Source organism: Oscillibacter ruminantium GH1 (assembly GCF_000307265.1).
Classification (GTDB): Bacteria; Bacillota; Clostridia; order Oscillospirales; family Oscillospiraceae; genus Oscillibacter; species Oscillibacter ruminantium.
In genome coordinates, this window is the sequence record NZ_BAGW01000042.1 from 1 (window position 1) to 1,356 (window position 1,356).

The 1,356-nt window shown below is 52.5% G+C and carries 1 pseudogene; it reads right to left on the reverse strand.

The features are described 5' to 3' along the window. Positions 1-53: 53 nt before the first annotated feature. Positions 54-1,244, reverse strand: a pseudogene (locus ON16_RS00020) (IS256 family transposase). Between the last annotated feature and the right edge of the window lie 112 nt (positions 1,245-1,356).

Below are 1,356 nucleotides of genomic sequence, written 5' to 3' on the forward strand. Positions count from 1 at the left end.
GGTAGTGTCAAGGATTATGCGCAAATTGGTTTGCAGTCTCTGAGCGAGTGAAGTCAAATGGCAACAGAGGCGTCCTCGCAGATGGCCTCCAGATGCTTCATATTCATGTATTTCTTGTTGCCCCACTGAGTGCCGGCAACATGGCGCAGACGGGCGCAGACCAGCATGAGAGCCGAATTGCCGTCTGGGAAGCACCCAACCACTCTCGTGCGGCGGCGGATCTCTCGGTTCAGCCGCTCAATGGCATTGTTAGTACGGATCCGCGTCCAATGCTCAGAGGGGAAACCGGCATAGGTCAGCGTTTCTTCCACGCCATCCTCAACCTTTTTGGCGGCCTCTTTCAGCTTCATGGCGCGCAGTTCTGCTACCACCGCTTTCGCCTTTTCGCGAGAGGCTTTTTTGCTCTCTTGAGCATGGATCGCCTTGAGCATTTTTGCAACCAGCTTCACCTTTGATTTTGGAACGACAGAGAAGATGTTCCGGTAAAAGTGCACCACGCAGCGCTGGTATTTGGCCTCCGGGAACACTTCGCCCACGGCTTCCAACATGCCGAGGCACTTGTCGCCGACGATGAGTTTGACCCCGTCCAGTCCGCGTCCTTTGAGCCACTGAAAGAAATTTACCCAACTGGCTTTGTCTTCTTACATACCCTCAGCGGCACCCAAAACCTCACGGTAACCATCCTCGTTCACCGCAATTGCTACCAGAATTGCTACATTTTCGTACTCTCCGCCCCAGTTGCGGCGCAGATAGATTCCATCCACATAGACGTATGGATAATGCCCACCCTGCAGAGGTCGGTTTCGCCAATCCTCGATGTGAACATAGGCTTTCTTATTCAGCTCACTGATGGTGGAGGGCGAAACCTTGCTGCCCCAAAGAGCCTCCGTGATGTCCTCCACGCGGCGCACGGACACACCGGCCAGATACATTTCAATCAGCGCTTCCTCGACGCTGCTTTCTCTGCGGCGGTAGCGCTCGATGATGGCTGTTTCAAAGGAAATGCCCTTGAGTCGTGGGACATTGAGTTTTACATCACCAGAAGTCGTGGTTAGGTTTCGGCAGTAGTGACCGCTGCGGTAGCCTTGACGCTCCTCACTGCGCTCGTAGCGCGCGGCCTGTGTCAGCTTTTTTGCTTCTTCCTCCAGCAGGCCGTTAAGCGTTTCTTCTACGCTGCCACGGACTAATTCCTTGATCTGCCCCTTGATTATTTCCTCATTGAACTGTACAATTTTCTCAGACATGGTTTGTAGTCTCCTTTCAGAATGGTGTGTCGCAACTTCATTCTATCAGAGATCTGCAAGCCGTGTCTCTTTTTATCCCTTTTTCAATTTGCGCAACTTAGTATACCTTATC